General features: G+C 68.7%; 11 protein-coding genes and 1 pseudogene. All 12 read right to left on the bottom strand.

Translation table 11 applies throughout. The features are described 5' to 3' along the window. Positions 1–62: 62 nt before the first annotated feature. Positions 63–1121, bottom strand: a complete 1059-nt coding sequence (locus F0L17_RS17320; protein ID WP_155071789.1) for an ABC transporter ATP-binding protein — start codon at positions 1119–1121, stop codon at positions 63–65. Continuing rightward, the gene (locus F0L17_RS17315; protein WP_155071788.1) at positions 1114–2196 is read right to left on the bottom strand and encodes an ABC transporter ATP-binding protein; all 1083 of its coding nucleotides are present in this window, start codon (positions 2194–2196) and stop codon (positions 1114–1116) included. Before F0L17_RS17315 ends, F0L17_RS17320 begins: the two co-directional genes overlap by 8 nt. A gap of 14 nt (positions 2197–2210) precedes the next feature. Continuing rightward, the gene (locus tag F0L17_RS17310; protein ID WP_155071787.1) at positions 2211–3251 is read right to left on the bottom strand and encodes an ABC transporter permease; all 1041 of its coding nucleotides are present in this window, start codon (positions 3249–3251) and stop codon (positions 2211–2213) included. Continuing rightward, positions 3244–4167 carry an ABC transporter permease subunit gene (locus F0L17_RS17305; protein WP_162466320.1) on the bottom strand — a complete coding sequence of 308 codons (924 nt, stop codon included), beginning with the start codon at positions 4165–4167 and terminating at the stop codon, positions 3244–3246. The genes F0L17_RS17310 and F0L17_RS17305 overlap by 8 nt, the downstream gene beginning before the upstream one ends. Positions 4168–4182: 15 nt before the next feature. After that, complete coding sequence (locus F0L17_RS17300) at positions 4183–5811, bottom strand: peptide ABC transporter substrate-binding protein (protein WP_155071786.1); 1629 nt, start codon at positions 5809–5811, stop codon at positions 4183–4185. A gap of 244 nt (positions 5812–6055) precedes the next feature. After that, positions 6056–7204 (bottom strand): ABC transporter ATP-binding protein, encoded by a 1149-nt coding sequence (locus F0L17_RS17295; RefSeq protein WP_155071785.1) that lies wholly within the window; start codon positions 7202–7204, stop codon positions 6056–6058. Continuing rightward, positions 7197–8249: an oligopeptide/dipeptide ABC transporter ATP-binding protein gene (locus F0L17_RS17290; protein ID WP_162466319.1), complete on the bottom strand. Its 1053-nt coding sequence runs from the start codon at positions 8247–8249 to the stop codon at positions 7197–7199. The genes F0L17_RS17295 and F0L17_RS17290 overlap by 8 nt, the downstream gene beginning before the upstream one ends. A gap of 11 nt (positions 8250–8260) precedes the next feature. Continuing rightward, complete coding sequence (locus F0L17_RS17285) at positions 8261–9220, bottom strand: ABC transporter permease (protein WP_155071784.1); 960 nt, start codon at positions 9218–9220, stop codon at positions 8261–8263. Then, positions 9213–10136 (bottom strand): ABC transporter permease, encoded by a 924-nt coding sequence (locus F0L17_RS17280; protein WP_155071783.1) that lies wholly within the window; start codon positions 10134–10136, stop codon positions 9213–9215. Before F0L17_RS17280 ends, F0L17_RS17285 begins: the two co-directional genes overlap by 8 nt. 91 nt (positions 10137–10227) lie before the next feature. Continuing rightward, complete coding sequence (locus tag F0L17_RS17275) at positions 10228–11859, bottom strand: peptide ABC transporter substrate-binding protein (protein ID WP_155071782.1); 1632 nt, start codon at positions 11857–11859, stop codon at positions 10228–10230. Between the two features lie 479 nt (positions 11860–12338). Then, positions 12339–14246: a translational GTPase TypA gene (gene typA, locus F0L17_RS17270; protein WP_155073770.1), complete on the bottom strand. Its 1908-nt coding sequence runs from the start codon at positions 14244–14246 to the stop codon at positions 12339–12341. A gap of 319 nt (positions 14247–14565) precedes the next feature. Beyond that, positions 14566–16473, bottom strand: a pseudogene (locus tag F0L17_RS17265) (ATP-binding SpoIIE family protein phosphatase); the annotation flags it as partial. Between the last annotated feature and the right edge of the window lie 240 nt (positions 16474–16713).

Raw genomic sequence — 16713 nt, 5'->3', positions numbered from 1 at the left:
GGGATCGACACAAGGGTGGAGAAAACATTCCCGACGGTACGGCGCCGACCGGCCCCGGACCCTCAGGTCGCCGCCTCCCCGGCCGGCACACGGGTCCGTTCCTCGGCGAAGTGGCAGGCGGAGGGATGGGCGGCGGGCGTGTCCTGCCCCGCGAACCGCTCGGGCACCGCCAACAGGGGCACCTCCTGCGCACACCGCTCCTGCGCCTTCCAACACCGGGTACGGAACCGACACCCCGACGGCGGATCCGCCGGCGAGGGCACGTCCCCGGTCAAGATGATCCGCTCCCGCCGATCCCGCAACTCCGGATCCGGCTGCGGCACCGCCGACAACAACGCCTGCGTGTACGGATGCGTCGGATGATCATAGATCTCCACATCCGACCCCACCTCGGCCATCTTCCCCAGGTACATCACCCCCACCCGGTCCGAGATGTGCCGCACCACCGACAGATCGTGCGCGATGAAGATGTACGACAGATCGAACTCGTCCTGCAACCGCTCCATCAGGTTCACCACCTGCGCCTGCACCGACACGTCCAACGCCGACACCGGCTCGTCACAGATGATCACCTCCGGATTCAACGCCAGACCCCGCGCGATCCCGATCCGCTGCCGCTGACCACCGGAGAACTGATGCGGATACCGGTTGATGTACTCCGGATTCAGACCCACCACATCCAGCAGCTCCTGAACCCGACGCCGCCGATCCCCCTTCGGCGCCACCTCCGGATGGATCTCGAACGGCTCCCCGACGATGTCCCCCACCGTCATCCGCGGATTGAGCGACGTATACGGATCCTGGAACACCATCTGAATGTTCCGCCGCACCGCCTTCAACGCCCGACCCGACAGCCGGGTGATGTCCTCACCCTTGTACAGGATCTGCCCCGAGGTCGGCCGCTCCAGATTCATCAACAACTTCGCCACCGTCGACTTGCCGCACCCCGACTCGCCGACGATCCCCAACGTCTCACCCTGACGCAACGCGAACGACACACCGTCCACCGCCCGCACCGCGCCCACCTGCCGCCGAAACAGGATCCCCTGCGTCAACGGAAAGTGCTTCACCAGATCCCGCACCTCGAGAATCGGCTCACCGGCACCGACGCGATCAGCCATGGACGGTCTCCTTCCAGAAGTGGCAGGCGCTGGCCCTCGGACCGGGCCCGCCTGCCCCGTCGGCCGCCTCGGCTTCCCCGCTTCCCTCGGCTCCCTCGGTGACCTGGTACAGGGGCGGGGTGTCGGTCCGACACACCTCACGCGCCCGAGGACACCGCGGATTGAACGCACACCCCGGCGGCACCTCCGCCATGTTCGGCGGCAACCCCTTGATCGCGTACAACTCCCGACCCTTGCTGTCCAACCGCGGAATGGAATCCAACAGACCCCGCGTATACGGATGCGCCGGCCGCTTGTACAACTCGTGCACCGGAGCGGTCTCCACGATCCGCCCCGCATACATCACCGCGATCTTGTCCGCCACATCGGCCACCACACCCAGATCATGAGTGATCAAAATCAGACCCATGTGATACTCGCGCTGCAACTCCGCCAGCAGATCCATCACCTGAGCCTGCACCGTCACGTCCAACGCCGTCGTCGGCTCGTCCGCGATGATCAACTCGGGCTCCAACGCCAACGCCATCGCAATCATGATCCGCTGACGCATACCACCGGAGAACTGATGCGGATAATCGTTCACCCGCGCCCGCGCCGCCGGAATCTTCACCCGATCCATCAGCTCCACGGCCTTCGCCTTCGCATCCTTCCGCGAAAGCCCCTGATGAACCCGGAACATCTCCCCCAGCTGAAACCCCACACTCAACACGGGATTCAACGACGACAGAGCATCCTGGAAGATCATCGCGATCCGGGCACCCCGAATCCTGCGCCGCTCCTCCTCGGACATCCGCAACATGTCCTGCCCGTGGAAGAGGATCTCCCCCTTCGGAATCCGCCCCGGCGGCATGTCGAGAATCCCCATCACCGCCTGCGCGGTCACCGACTTCCCCGACCCCGACTCCCCCAACACCGCCAGCGTCTCACCGGCCCGCACGTCATAGTTCACCCCGTTGACGGCACGCACCGCACCATCCCGACCCGCGAACTCCACATGCAGATCACGGACCTCCAACAACGGAGCACCCGACGGGTCCTGCGACCGGGAAGCATCCGCGGTCTTGTCCACCGTCATCACGTACGCCTCCCTCAGCGCAGCTTGGGATCGAGGGCGTCGCGCACCGCGTCGCCGAGCATGATGAACGCCAACACCGTGACGCTCAGCGCAGCGGCGGGATAGAGCAGGATGTGCGGCGCGTTGCGGAACTGCATCCCGTCGGAGGCGTCGGAGATGGCCACGCCCCACGAGACCGTCGGCGGCCGGAGTCCGATTCCCAGGAAGGACAGGGTGGCCTCCAGCGCCACGTAGGTGCCCAGCGCGATGGTCATCACCACGATCACCGGGGCGACGGCGTTCGGCAGCACGTGACGCAGCAGGATGCGACCGCTGCCGGCGCCCAGCGCCCGGGCGGCCTGCACGAAGTCGTTCTGCCGGACCGCGAGGGCCGAACCGCGCGCGATGCGGGCCGTCTGGGGCCACCCCAGTGCCACGATCACCCAGACGACCGGCCAGATGCCGTCGGCCCTGACCATGGCCAGGAAGACCAGACCGCCCAGCACCATCGGGATGCCGAAGAAGACGTCGGTGACCCGGGAGAGCACCCCGTCGGCCCATCCACCGAAGAACCCGGCCGGTCCACCCAGCGCTCCGCCGATGAGGGCGGTCCCCAGGGTGGCGCAGACGGCGACCGCGATGGAGGCACGGGCCCCGTGGACCGTGCGGGTGTAGACGTCGCACCCCTGGGCGTCGAAGCCGAACCAGTGGCCCGGCGCGGGGCCGTCCAGCGCCCTGCCCAGGTCGCACGAGAGCGGGTCGCGGGTGGCGATCGACTCCGGCCACACGGCGATGACGAGCAGGAAGAGGATCAGCAGGGCGGAGACGCCGAAGACGGGGTTGCGCCGCAGGTCGTGCCAGGCGTCCTCCCACAGACCGCGCGTCCGCTCCCGCCGTCTGCGGTGGGCGCCCCGTCCGCGGCGGGGGCGGGCGGGAGCCGCCGGTTCCACGGGCACGGCCCCGACGCCGTCGGGAGGGGCCGGTGCCGTGGCGTCGGTGCCGGTCCCGGTACCGGCCCCGGTGCCGGCGGGGACGGGCGGCTCCTCGGGGTGGCTGCGGACGGTCGGCTCAGGCATAGCGGATCCTCGGGTCGAGCACGGCGTAGAGGAGGTCGACGAGCAGGTTGGCCGCCAGGAAGACCAGGACGAGGATCGTGACGAAGCCGACCACGGTCGGGGAGTTCTGCCGCAGGACGCCCTGGTACAGGTGGTAGCCGACGCCCTGGATGTTGAAGATCCGCTCGGTGACCAGGGCCCCCGCCATCAGGCTGCCGATGTCGGCGCCGAGGAAGGTCACCACGGGGATCAGCGAGTTCCGCAGCAGGTGGTGGGTGATCACCCGGCGCCGCGGCAGTCCCTTGGCCACCGCCGTGCGGACGTGGTCGGCCCGCGTGTTCTCGGCCACCGAGGTGCGGGTGAGCCGGGCGATGTAGGCCAGGGAGACCAGGGCGAGGACGATGCCGGGCAGCAGCAGTTCGCCGAAGCGGGCCTCCCCGCTGACCGCCGGGCTGACCAGCGGCCACTTCACCCCCAGCAGGAACTGGAGGGTGGCACCGGTGACGAAGGTCGGGACGGAGATCACCAACAGGGTCAGCAGCAGCACCGAGGTGTCGATGCCGCGACCGCGCCGCAGTCCGGCGACCACCCCGAGCACGACGCCGACCACCGTCTCGATGACGAGCGCGACCAACATCAGCCGCACGGTGGCGGGGAAAGCGGTGGCCATCAGTTCGGCGACGGGCCGGCCGTTGAAGGCGGTGCCGAAGTCACCGGTGAAGATCTTGCCCAGGTAGAGCAGGTACTGCTGCCACAGCGGTTTGTCGAGGTCGAACTCGGCGCGCAGCCGGGCGGCGGTGGCCGGGTCGGGCGCCCGGTCCCCGAAGAGTCCGGCGACCGGGTCGCCCAGCGCGTACACCATCACGAAGATCAGGAGGGTCGTCCCGGCGAACACCGGGACCATCTGGAGCAGCCGGCGGATGACGTAGCGCCCCACGGGCGGGCCTCCTCGTCAGACGACCTCGATGTCGGTGAAGACCGGGACCGAGAAGGGGTTGAGCCGGACGCCCTTCACCCGGTCCGAGTAGCCCGCGGTGCCGTTCTGGTACCACAGGGGAACGGCGGGCAGGTCGCGGAGCACGACCTTCTCCGCCTCGCGGAAGAGCTCCACGGCCTGGGAACGCTCGGCCGCGTTGGCCCGGTCCATCAGCGCGTCGAACTCCTCGCTGCTGTAGCCGGAGTCGTTGGAGGAGGCGTTCGTGTAGTACAGGGGCTGGAGGAAGTTCTGGATCAGCGGGTAGTCCATCTGCCAGCCGGCCCGGAACATCCCGGTCATCTCGTCGGCCGCGATGTCCTTGCGGTAGTCCGCGAAGGTGCCGACCGGCCGGATGCGGCAGGCTCCGTTGTCGTCCAGGACGTTGTTGATGCTGTTGCAGACCGCCTCCATCCACTGCCGGTGCGATCCGGTGTCGACGTTGGAGGTGAGGGTGATGCTCCCGCCCGGCAGGCCGCCGGCCTCCTCGATCAGCTTCCTGGCCCGCTCGGGGTCGTAGGTGCACGTCCGTCCGCACAGATCCCGGCTGTGGCCCCCCTCGGCGCCGAGCACGGGAGAGGTGAGGTCGCCGGCCGGGATGCGGGTGCCGTGGTAGATCCGCTCGGTGATCTCCTCGCGGTCGATCGCCATGGAGATGCCCTGGCGGATCCTGCGTCCGTCCTCGCCCTGCCACTCCCGCCGGTAGAGGGGGAAGGTGAGGGTCTGGATGATGCCGGCGGGCTGGTTGACGTAGCGGCCGTCCAGGTCGCGCTCGGCGTTCTTCAACTGGGAGGCGGGGATGTCGTCGGCGACGTCGAGGTTGCCCGCCTGGAGGTCGGTGTAGGCGGTGTTGGTGTCGGTGTAGACCCGTAGCTCGACGCCCTCGTTGCGGGCCTTGTCCGTACCGCTGTAGTTCTCGTTCCTGGAGAGCCTCATGCTCTGGCCCTTGGTGTACGAGTCGACCTTGTAGGGGCCGTTGCCCACCGGCTTGGCCAGCCACGTCTCGCGGTCGGTGAAGAACGACTCGGGCAGCGGCGCGTAGGCGTTGTAACCGAGGGTCTCCGGCCACTGCGAGAACTTCTGGTTGAGCCGCACCGTGAAGGTGTGGTCGTCCTTCACCGCCAGGCCGGACATGGTCTCGGCCGTCGGCCTGGCGTCCTCGGCGGCGGGGTGGACGTCCTCGTAGCCCTCGATGTACTGGAAGAAGTACGAGTTGACCTGGTTGTTGGTGACCAGGGCACCGTAGTTCCAGGCGTCCACGAAGGACTCGGCCGTCACCGGCGTCCCGTCGCTGAACTCCCAGCCGTCCGCGATCCTGACCGTGAAGTTCCGCTGGTCCTCGGTGGTGATCGACTCGGCCACGGCGTTCACCGCCCGGCCGGTCCTCGGGTCGTAGCGCTTGAGCCCCCGGAAGATCATGTCCAGGACCTTGCCGCCCTGCACCTCGTTGGTGTTGGCGGGTTCCAGGGGGTGCTGCGGGTCTCCCCACGAGGCGCGGACCACTCCGGTCTCACCGCGTCCCGTCGCTCCGCTGCCGCAGGCCGTGGCCACCGCGGCGAGCGCGGCCACGACCGCCACGGCCCCGGTGAGGCGCGAGGCTGTGCGCATGGGGTGCCTCCCTGGATCCTGGTCGCTCTTCCGACAAGAATCCATATCACCCCATAAGGGATGTTCTTCGCCGTTACCTCACCGTGGGCGCGGGCCGGGCGCGAGAAACCCCCGGATGCCGGACGTCGGGCGCCCCGTGCCGTCGCCGCGCGACGCGGCCGTGCGGACACCACGACGCGGGGCGCCCGGACCGTCTCCGGTCCGGGCGCCCCGCGTCGTACTCGCCGGCCGACCCGGCGTGCGGTCAGGCCGCGTGCACCACGTCCCGTTCCTCGGCGAAGTGGCAGGCGGAGGGATGGGCGGCGGGCGTGTCCTGCCCCGCGAACCGCTCGGGCACCGCCAACAGGGGCACCTCCTGCGCACACCGCTCCTGCGCCTTCCAACACCGGGTACGGAACCGACACCCCGACGGCGGATCCGCCGGCGAGGGCACGTCCCCGGTCAAGATGATCCGCTCCCGCCGATCCCGCAACTCCGGATCCGGCTGCGGCACCGCCGACAACAACGCCTGCGTGTACGGATGCGTCGGATGATCATAGATCTCCACATCCGACCCCACCTCGGCCATCTTCCCCAGGTACATCACCCCCACCCGGTCCGAGATGTGCCGCACCACCGACAGATCGTGCGCGATGAAGATGTACGACAGATCGAACTCGTCCTGCAACCGCTCCATCAGGTTCACCACCTGCGCCTGCACCGACACGTCCAACGCCGACACCGGCTCGTCACAGATGATCACCTCCGGATTCAACGCCAGACCCCGCGCGATCCCGATCCGCTGCCGCTGACCACCGGAGAACTGATGCGGATACCGGTTGATGTACTCCGGATTCAGACCCACCACATCCAGCAGCTCCTGAACCCGACGCCGCCGATCCCCCTTCGGCGCCACCTCCGGATGGATCTCGAACGGCTCCCCGACGATGTCCCCCACCGTCATCCGCGGATTGAGCGACGTATACGGATCCTGGAACACCATCTGAATGTTCCGCCGCACCGCCTTCAACGCCCGACCCGACAGCCGGGTGATGTCCTCACCCTTGTACAGGATCTGCCCCGAGGTCGGCCGCTCCAGATTCATCAACAACTTCGCCACCGTCGACTTGCCGCACCCCGACTCGCCGACGATCCCCAACGTCTCACCCTGACGCAACGCGAACGACACACCGTCCACCGCCCGCACCGCGCCCACCTGCCGCCGAAACAGGATCCCCTGCGTCAACGGAAAGTGCTTCACCAGATCCCGCACCTCGAGAATCGGCTCACCACGCTTGGCGGGCCGCTCCACGACGGCCGTCGCCACGTCGGCGTCCGTCCCGGCGGAACCCGCCGCGCGGCCGGAGGAGACGCTGTCCACCACGGCCTCGTCGTTCTTCCTGGGCTCAGCCATGGATGGTCTCCTTCCAGAAGTGGCAGGCGCTGGCCCGGCCGGTCAGCTCCGTGCCGTCCGGCTCGGTGACCTGGTACAGGGGCGGGGTGTCGGTCCGACACACCTCACGCGCCCGAGGACACCGCGGATTGAACGCACACCCCGGCGGCACCTCCGCCATGTTCGGCGGCAACCCCTTGATCGCGTACAACTCCCGACCCTTGCTGTCCAACCGCGGAATGGAATCCAACAGACCCCGCGTATACGGATGCGCCGGCCGCTTGTACAACTCGTGCACCGGAGCGGTCTCCACGATCCGCCCCGCATACATCACCGCGATCTTGTCCGCCACATCGGCCACCACACCCAGATCATGAGTGATCAAAATCAGACCCATGTGATACTCGCGCTGCAACTCCGCCAGCAGATCCATCACCTGAGCCTGCACCGTCACGTCCAACGCCGTCGTCGGCTCGTCCGCGATGATCAACTCGGGCTCCAACGCCAACGCCATCGCAATCATGATCCGCTGACGCATACCACCGGAGAACTGATGCGGATAATCGTTCACCCGCGCCCGCGCCGCCGGAATCTTCACCCGATCCATCAGCTCCACGGCCTTCGCCTTCGCATCCTTCCGCGAAAGCCCCTGATGAACCCGGAACATCTCCCCCAGCTGAAACCCCACACTCAACACGGGATTCAACGACGACAGAGCATCCTGGAAGATCATCGCGATCCGGGCACCCCGAATCCTGCGCCGCTCCTCCTCGGACATCCGCAACATGTCCTGCCCGTGGAAGAGGATCTCCCCCTTCGGAATCCGCCCCGGCGGCATGTCGAGAATCCCCATCACCGCCTGCGCGGTCACCGACTTCCCCGACCCCGACTCCCCCAACACCGCCAGCGTCTCACCGGCCCGCACGTCATAGTTCACCCCGTTGACGGCACGCACCGCACCATCCCGACCCGCGAACTCCACATGCAGATCACGGACCTCCAACAACGGAGCACCCGACGGGTCCTGCGACCGGGAAGCATCCGCGGTCTTGTCCACAGTAATCACGTACGCCTCCCTCAGCGCAGCTTGGGATCGAGGGCGTCGCGCACCGCGTCGCCGAGCATGATGAACGCCAACACCGTGACACTGACGAACGCCGCCGGGAAGAGCAGCGGGTGCAGTGCCTCGCGCACGCGTCCGAGGGACTCGCTCACCATCACGCCCCAGGAGATCGTCGGGGGCTGGACGCCCACGCCGAGGAAGCTCAGCGTGGCCTCCGCCGAGATGATCACGCCGAGGCCGATGGTGGCCACCACGATGAGCGGCGTGACGGCGTTGGGCAGGATGTGCCGGAGCACCATGCGGCTCGTCGAGGCGCCGAGCGAGCGGGCGGCCGCCACGTAGTCGGCCTGCTTGGTCTGGATGACCGAGGACCGCATGACACGGGCCATGCTCATCCAGCCGAGGATGGTCAGGGCCGCGAGGACGCCCCAGATGCCGCCGACGCGAGCCCCCGTGTCGGGGTTGCGGAAGGCGTTCAGGATGACGATGGCGCCGACCAGGAAGGGCAGGCCCAGGAAGATGTCGATGCCCCGGGAGATGACCGAGTCCATCCAGCCGCCCAGGTAACCGGCGAGGGTGCCGAACAGGCCGCCGATGAGGGCGGACCCCACGGTGGCGAGGACACCGACCACGATGGAGGTCCGCGTCCCGTGGATGGCCCTGGCGTAGACGTCGCAGCCCCGTGCGTCGTAGCCGAACCAGGCGTCGGCGCTCGGCCCCTGCAGGGAACGCGAGAGCGAGCAGGCCCGCGGGTCGACGTCCGTGAACAGTCCCGGGAAGGCGGCTATCACGCACAGGAACAGGATGACACCGGCCGAGACGATGAAGACCGGCCGCCGCACCAGGTCCCGTACGGCGTCCTGCATCAGGCTGCGGGACTTGGCGTCGTTGCCGGTGCCGCCGTTGTCACCGCCGCCCTTGGACGGCGGGACGTCGGTGGCCGCTGGCATGGTGGGAGCACTGGTGTCAGACATAGCGAATCCTCGGGTCGAGCACGGCGTAGAGCAGGTCCACCAACAGGCTGGCGAAGAGGTACACCAGCACCAGCATGGAGACGAAACCGACCAGTACCGGCCCGTCCTCGATCTGTGTGGCCTTGAAGACGTTGAAGCCGACGCCGGGCACGTTGAAGATGCGTTCGGTGACCATGGCTCCGCCCATCAGCGTGCCGATGTCGACGCCCAGGTAGGTCACCACCGGGATGAGCGAGTTGCGCAGGACGTGCACGCTGAAGATCCGCGACTGCGGCAGGCCCTTGGCCTTCGCGGTGCGGACGTAGTCGGTCCTCAGGTTCTCCGCCACGGAGGCCCGGGTGAGCCGGGCGATGTAGGCCAGGGAGACCGAGCCGAGGACGATGCCGGGCATCAGATAGCTCTGCCATCCGTCGATGACGTTCGCGACCGGCAGGAGCCCCCACTTCACACCGATGAAGATCTGGGCGAAGTTGCCGATGACGAAGATCGGGATGGAGATCACGGAGAGGGTGGACAGCAGGACGAGGTTGTCCACGAAGCTGCCGCGCTTCAGTCCCGCCATGAGGCCGGCGGCGATGCCGATGGTCGCCTCGACGATCAGCGCGATCAGGGCGAGCCTCACGGTGTGCGGCCACGACTCCAGGATCATGTCCGCGATCGGGCGGCCCGCGAGGCTCTGACCGAAGTCCCCCTGGACCAGCCCGGAGAGGTAGTACCCGTACTGCACGTACCAGGGCTCGTCCAGATGGTACTGCTGGGTCAGCGCGATCCGGACGCTGTCCGGAACGGGGCGCTCACCGTAGAGATTCTGGACGGGATCTCCGCCGATCGCGAGGGTGAGCGCGAAGATGATGGCTGTGGTCCCGATGAACACCGGGATCATCTGCAGTAGTCGCCTGGCGACGTACCGGCCCATGGGTGGTCCTCCTCATGGTGACGGTGGGGACAGGATCCCTGTCCCCACCGTCAGGCCCAAAACTGTGCTCCGTCGATGGCTCGGACGGCCGTCAGGCCTTCTCGATCTGGTCCAGGACGACGTTGTTGTAGAGGTCGATGTCCACGTTCTTCACGGACTCCGAGTGACCGAAGACGTTCTTGCCGAAGCGGAGCGGGATGACCGGCATCTCCTCGGCCAGGATGTCCTCGGCCTGCTGCCACTTGGCGATGGCCTCTTCCTCGGTCTCCGCGGAGCGGCCCTCGGCGACCAGCTTGTCGAACTCCTTGTTGCTGAAGCCGTAGTAGTTCGACGAACCACCGGTGCTGTACAGCGGGCCGAGGTAGTTCTCCATGGACGGGTAGTCCATGATCCAGCCCATCCGGAACGCGCCGGAGAACTGCTCGTTCTCGACCTGGGTCAGCAGCTCGGCGAACTTCGGGATCGGGGTGCCGACGCACTCGACGCCGAGGTTCTTGCGGATCTGGTCGCAGGTGGCGTCGATCCACTGCTTGTGACCGCCGTCGGCGTTGTAGCCGAGCTGGATCTTGTCGCCCTTGAAGCCGCCGGCCTCCTGCAGGAGCTTCTTGGCGGCCGCCGGGTCGAACTTGCAGGCCTCGCCGCAGGTGTCCTCGCGGTAGCCGTTGACGACCGGCGAGACGAAGGAGCGCGCCGAGTCCTGGGAGCCCTGGAAGACGACGTCGATGATCTCGTCACGGTCGATGGCCATGGAGATCGCCTTGCGGACCCGCTTGTCCTCGTAGGCCTCCTCGTACATGGGGTAGGCCAGGAACTGGAAGGTGGAGGCCGGCGAGGTCTTGAACCGGTCGCCGAGGTCGCTCTTGGCGGTGCCCATGACCTCGGTCGGGATCGTGCGCAGGACGTCCAGGTTGCCCGCGAGCAGGTCGTTGTACGCGGTGTTCTGGTCCTGGTAGATCTTGAAGTCGATGGCCTCGATCTTCGGCTTGTCGCCCAGCTTGTAGTCCTCGTACGCGGTGACGGAGACCAGCTGGTCGTGCTTCCACTCGCCCTTCATCTTGAAGGGGCCCTGGCCGATCGGGGCTTCCTCGTACTTCTCGACGTCCTCGAACGCGGAGTCCGGCATCGGGTAGAAGACCGTGTAGCCGAGCAGCGAGGGGAATCCGGAGAACGGATCCGAGAGGGTGACCTCGATGGTCTTGTCGTCGACGGCCTTGAGGCCGCTGAGCTCCTTGGCCTTGGGCTCGGGGGCCTTCTTCGGGCCCTCCTCGCCGTCCGGGTCCTGCGGGTTCAGGTCCTCGTAACCCTCGATGGTCCCGAAGAAGTAGTTCCCGTCCGCGGCGTTCGGGCCGTAGGCGCCCCAGTTCCACGCCTTCACGTAGTTCTCGGCCTTGACGGGCGTGCCGTCGTGGAACGTGGCGTCCTTGAGCTTGATCGTCCACACCTTGTTGTCGGTGCTCTCGATCGACTCGGCCGCCGCCATGACCGGCTTGTTGTTCTCGTCGAACTCGACGAGCGGGGTGAACAGCGCCGACAGCACCTGGTTGCCGGAGCTCTCGGTCGTGGTGGCCGGAATCAGACGCTTCGGCTCCGCGATGTCCATGCTGATCGCGCCGCCGTTGGCGCCTTCGTCGCCCCCGCCGTCGCTGCCGCTGCTGCAGGCGGTCGCAGCCAGGGTCACGGCTATCGCGCTCGCGACCCACTTGGCGCTCTTGGCACCGCGCATGGGTTTGCCTCCTCAGGAGTCCACTGTTGTACAGACGGTCCACCGCTGTCCGCACCGGCTCTGGGCCGACCTCAGCGGGTCCCGTTGTCACGAGTCAGCGCGGTCAGTGCGCACGCTCCTCGATCCGGATTCAATGACCCAACTATTGGGTAATCGGCGCGCGTAAACCACTGCTGAGGGATCTCGGTTTGGTCACATCCCGTACACCTGAAGCTCGGAATCCGGACAAAACAATCCGTTACAGACGACCGCGAAACGGACTGTTAACACTTCTTCCGGTGCACCTGGTTCGCATTACGGACGGATCGTGCACCAAACTCGCTTGACGGCCCGCAACGCGTCGCCCCGGTGCCGGACGGGGCCGCACGGCGGCGCGCAGACCGGTCCGGCCGCGGAAGTTCGGCGGCGTCCGGAACGGCGGAAGGCCCGCCCCCGACGAGGGGACGGGCGCTTTCGTCGGTGGGCCCGGACGAGCCGGGTCAGGCGTGCTTGGCCCGGGAGGCGGCGCGGGCGCGCTCCTTCTGGTCCAGGACGACCTTGCGGATGCGCACGGCCTCCGGAGTGACCTCCACGCACTCGTCGTCGCGGCAGAACTCCAGGGACTGTTCCAGCGAGAGCTTGCGCGGCGGGACGATGGATTCGGCCACGTCGGCGGTCGAGGACCGCATGTTGGTGAGCTTCTTCTCCTTGGTGATGTTCACGTCCATGTCGTCGGAGCGCGAGTTCTCACCGACGATCATGCCCTCGTACACCTCGGTGCCCGGCTCCACGAAGAGCACGCCGCGCTCCTGGAGGTTGATCATCGCGAAGGCGGTGACCGTCCCCGAGCGGTCCGCGACGAGCGAGCCGTTGTTGCGGGTCTTCAGCTCGCCGAACCACGGCTCGTGGCCCTCGTGGATGGAGTGGGCGATGCCGGTGCCGCGGGTCTGCGTCAGGAACTCCGTGCGGAAGCCGATCAGACCGCGGGAGGGCACCACGAACTCCAGGCGCACCCAGCCCGAACCGTGGTTGGACATGTTGTCCATGCGCCCCTTGCGGGTGCCCATGAGCTGGGTGACGGCACCCATGTGTTCCTCGGGCACGTCGATGGTGAGGCGCTCGACGGGCTCGTGGACCTTGCCGTCGACCTCCTTCGTGACCACCTGCGGCTTGCCGACGGTCAGCTCGTAGCCCTCCCGGCGCATCGTCTCGACCAGGATGGCCAGCGCCAGCTCGCCGCGGCCCTGCACCTCCCAGGCGTCGGGGCGCTCGGTGTCCAGCACGCGCAGCGAGACGTTGCCGATCAGCTCGCGGTCCAGACGGTCCTTGACCTGGCGTGCGGTGACCTTGCGGTCCTTCACCGCCGCCTTGGCCTCCGCGCCCTTGCCGGTCCCGCCCCGGCCGACCAGCGGCGAGGTGTTGGTGCCGATGGTCATGGAGATCGCCGGCTCGTCGACGGTGATCAGCGGCAGCGCGACCGGGTTCTCCGGGTCGGCCAGCGTCTCGCCGATCATGATGTCCGGGATGCCGGCGACGGCGCAGATGTCACCCGGCCCCGCCTTCTCGGCCGGCTTGCGGGTCAGCGCCTCGGTCATCAGCAGTTCGGTGACGCGCACGCTCCGGACCGAACCGTCGCGCTTCATCCAGGCCACCGTCTGGCCCTTGCGCAGCTCGCCCTGGGCGACGCGCAGCAGGGCGATCCGACCGAGGAAGTTGTCGGCGTCCAGGTTGGTGACGTGCGCCTGGAGCGGGGCGCCCTCCTCGTAGGACGGGGCCGGGACGTGCTCCAGCAGCGTGGAGAAGAACGGCTCCAGGCTGTCGCTGTCGGCCGGGACGGTGCCGTCGGCCGGCTTGGTGAGCGAGGCCACGCCGTCGCGGGCGCAGGCGTAGACGATCGGGAACTCGATCTGCTCCTCGTCCGCGTCCAGGTCCAGGAAGAGGTCGTAGGCCTCGTTGACGACCTCGTCGATGCGGGCGTCGGGCCGGTCGGTCTTGTTGATGCACAGGATGACCGGCAACCGGGCCTGGAGCGCCTTGCGCAGCACGAAGCGGGTCTGCGGCAGCGGGCCCTCGGAGGCGTCGACGAGCAGCACGACCGCGTCGACCATCGACAGGCCGCGCTCGACCTCGCCGCCGAAGTCGGCGTGGCCCGGGGTGTCGATGATGTTGATCGTGATGGGGTCGCCGCCACCCTTGGGGTGGTACTTGACCGCGGTGTTCTTGGCGAGAATGGTGATGCCCTTCTCGCGTTCCAGGTCGTTCGAGTCCATCACGCGGTCGTCGACCTGGTCGAGCTGGTGGGCGGCGAAGGCGCCGGCCTGCTTGAGCATGGCGTCGACCAGGGTGGTCTTGCCGTGGTCGACGTGGGCGACGATGGCGACGTTACGGATGTCGTGGCGCGTGGGCATGCTGGGGGCGCTTCTCCCGGGGTCGTGGATGGCGGCGCGACCGGTGCGTCGCGCGCCCGCCGGGCTGATCATCGCCACGGCCTGTCGTCCTTCCATGGTACGGGCCCGGCGCCGGTGGGCGGGGGACGACGGCCCGCTCCCGGGCGGCGCTCGGCCGGCCCCCGGTGCCGTACGGCCCGTCGGCCGGGGGTTTCGCCCCGTCCCACCCGGGTCCGTACGGATCTGCGGCAGGCCTGATGTGACGCACGGCACGTCCACTGCCCGGCGGTACGGACGCGCGGCGGACGCCTCCGCGCCGGGGTGCTCCGGCGCGGGAGCGTCAGAACAGGCTCAGCAGCGCCTGCGCGGTGTCCGGGGGCTTGGTCTCCCCCTCCCGGGGGAGGTCGAGTTCGAACCACACCGTCTTGCCGCGCGGGGTGCGGCGGCTGCCCCAGCCGGCCGAGAGCAGGTCGACGAGTTGGAGACCGCGTCCGCCCTCGTCGGTGTCGCGGGCGCGCCGGCGACGCGGCTGGACCAGGTCCGAGTCCCAGACCTCGCAGACCAGGGTGCGGTCCAGCAGCAGGCGCAGCCGTATCTCCCCCTCCCCGTGGCGCAGCGCGTTGGTGACCAGTTCGCTGACGAGGAGCTCGGCGGTGTCGCCCAGGTCCTCCAGGTTCCAGGCGGCGAGCTGTCGGCGGGCCAGTTCCCGGGCCCGGGAGACCGAGCGGGGCTCGGCGGGCAGCCTCCAGTCGCCCACCGCGTCGGCGGGCAGCCCCTGGATCCGGGCCAGCAGCAGGGCGATGTCGTCCTCGCCGTGGTGGGTCTCCAGCGCGCCCAACACCTCGTCGCAGACGTCCTCCAGCGGCCGGTCGGGGCCCGCCAGGGTGGTGCGCAGGGCCTGGAGCCCCTCGTCCAGCGGCTGGTAGCGGGACTCGACCAGGCCGTCGGTGTAGAGGGCGAGCAGGGAGCCGTCCGGCAGCTCGACCTCCGTCTCCTCGAAGGGTTCGCCGCCCACGCCCAACGGCACGCCCCGGGGCACCTCCAGCAGCAGCGCGGGCTGTTCGTCGTCCCCCTCGCGCGGCTCGACCAGCACGGGCGGCAGGTGACCGGCGTTGGCGAAGGTGCAACGCCGGGTGACGGGGTCGTAGACGGCGTAGACGCAGGTGGCCAGGTACACCTCGGAGAGGTCGGCGTCCCGGCCGGGGGACTCCCCCCGGCCGTCGCGGGAGGCGCCCAGGCCGCGGGCGATCTCGTCGAGGGCGCCCAGCACCTCGGCGGGTTCCAGATCCAGCATGGCGAGCGTCCGCACGGCGGTGCGCAACTCGCCCATGGCGACGGCCGCGCGCAGGCCGCGGCCCATCACGTCACCGACCACCAGGGCGGTGCGGTGCCCGGGCAGTTCTATGACGTCGAACCAGTCGCCGCCCACCTCGGTCGCCGCGGTCCCGGGCAGGTAACGGCAGGCGATGTCGAGCCCGGCGGCCTCCGGGTCGTCCGGCGGCAGCAGACTGCGCTGGAGGATCAGCGCGCGCTCGTGCTCCCTGCGGTAGAGGCGGGCGTTGTCGACGCAGACGGCGGCGCGGGCGGCCAACTCGGCGCCGAGCGCGGCGTCGCGCTCCCCGAAGGGCTCGCTGCCCTTGGTGCGGGAGAACTGCACCAGTCCCAGCACCCGACCGCGCGCGACCATGGGCACGGCGAGGGTGGACTGCACCAGGGTCCCGGTGGCGCGCTGGACGCGGGCGGTGCGCAGCGCGTCGGCGTACGGGGAGCCCGCCGGATAGCGGTGGACGCTGCCGAGTTCGACCGGTTCGGGGTCGGGTTCGCCACCGACGCGCCGGCCGAGGGTGATGGGGCCGTCCGAGACGGCGCTGGCGAAGGCGACCCGGCGCAGCGGACGGGTGCCGTCCAGGCCCTCGCCGGCCCGGGGGTCCTCGCCCGAGAACACCTCGGGGTACAGGTCCACGGAGGCCAGGTCGCAGAACTGCGGCACGGCGACGTCGAGCAGTTCGCGGGCGGTGGTGTCCAGGTCGAGGGAGTTGCCTATCCGGGCCCCCGCCGCGTTCAACAGTGCCAGGGCCCGGCGTACGTCGTCCGGCTTTCCCGCCTCGGCTGGAATGTCGTTCAACGCCGCCCCTTCCTGTTCCGGTCCGGCGTCCTCCCGGGCGCGTACCGCCCGGGACACACCGGTCCCGTCCACCGCACGGTCCGCGCCACGTGCGGCGCGGACCGAGCCAGTCCCGTTCCTCCTCTCTCCTAACCGGGCACGGTCGGCCCGAACCACACACCAAAGCGGTACGGCCCGCGTACCGGACAGGTGGCGGCACCGCCGGAGGAGCGGAGACACGTGGCGTGGCGTGGCGTAATTTTTCCGGTCCTCTCGACACAGCGTCAAGGTACGGACGGGATCGCTCTCCTGGCGGCCGGAATGGGATCGTTCCCTTCTCCCGGGCCCGTGGCCAGGAACATTGTCGGGAACACCGGTCGGGAA

It is taken from the genome of Streptomyces taklimakanensis (assembly GCF_009709575.1).
Lineage (GTDB): Bacteria > Actinomycetota > Actinomycetes > Streptomycetales > Streptomycetaceae > Streptomyces > Streptomyces taklimakanensis.
Note: the sequence above shows the minus strand (reverse complement) of the source record. Positions and strands in the feature narration are given on the sequence as shown.

Excerpts from the sequence above, each read along its gene's own strand:
- F0L17_RS17310 (WP_155071787.1), bottom strand. The coding sequence starts at position 3,251 with ATGCCTGAGCCGACCGTCCGCAGCCACCCCGAGGAGCCGCCCGTCCCC.
- typA (WP_155073770.1), bottom strand. The coding sequence starts at position 14,246 with ATGCCCACGCGCCACGACATCCGTAACGTCGCCATCGTCGCCCACGTC.
- F0L17_RS17315 (WP_155071788.1), bottom strand. The coding sequence starts at position 2,196 with ATGACGGTGGACAAGACCGCGGATGCTTCCCGGTCGCAGGACCCGTCG.
- F0L17_RS17320 (WP_155071789.1), bottom strand. The coding sequence starts at position 1,121 with ATGGCTGATCGCGTCGGTGCCGGTGAGCCGATTCTCGAGGTGCGGGAT.
- F0L17_RS17275 (WP_155071782.1), bottom strand. The coding sequence starts at position 11,859 with ATGCGCGGTGCCAAGAGCGCCAAGTGGGTCGCGAGCGCGATAGCCGTG.
- F0L17_RS17300 (WP_155071786.1), bottom strand. The coding sequence starts at position 5,811 with ATGCGCACAGCCTCGCGCCTCACCGGGGCCGTGGCGGTCGTGGCCGCG.
- F0L17_RS17280 (WP_155071783.1), bottom strand. The coding sequence starts at position 10,136 with ATGGGCCGGTACGTCGCCAGGCGACTACTGCAGATGATCCCGGTGTTC.
- F0L17_RS17285 (WP_155071784.1), bottom strand. The coding sequence starts at position 9,220 with ATGTCTGACACCAGTGCTCCCACCATGCCAGCGGCCACCGACGTCCCG.
- F0L17_RS17295 (WP_155071785.1), bottom strand. The coding sequence starts at position 7,204 with ATGGCTGAGCCCAGGAAGAACGACGAGGCCGTGGTGGACAGCGTCTCC.